Annotated in this window: 1 protein-coding gene; it reads right to left on the bottom strand. The window is 62.6% G+C overall.

What is annotated here, in order from left to right; all coding sequences use genetic code 11:
* The coding region (locus ACLJNW_RS27940; RefSeq protein WP_410961855.1) for a CsiV family protein at positions 1 to 243 on the bottom strand (243 nt) is incomplete at both ends.

The following is a 243-nucleotide window of genomic DNA, read 5'->3' as shown; positions in this document are numbered from 1 at the left end:
GTGCTGGCTGCCGGCGAGGAAACCGTCGTCGCAGAAGCGATTGACCCAGAAATCGGCCTCCATGTCGACGAAGCGCACCTGGCTGAGGGTCAGCGTACCTTCCACCGGGAAATGATTATCCTGTTCCTGGCCTTCGCTGAGGGCGATCTTCACCGGGGTCTCGCCGATGTCCTGGCGCCAGGCCTTGTGCAGCAGCACGGTGTAGCCGTTGTCCTGGCTGAGCTTGGCGAGCTGGTTGTCGAG

It is taken from the genome of Salmonella sp. SAL4457 (assembly GCF_046548235.1).
Lineage (GTDB): Bacteria > Pseudomonadota > Gammaproteobacteria > Enterobacterales > Enterobacteriaceae > Salmonella > Salmonella enterica.
Note: the sequence above shows the minus strand (reverse complement) of the source record. Positions and strands in the feature narration are given on the sequence as shown.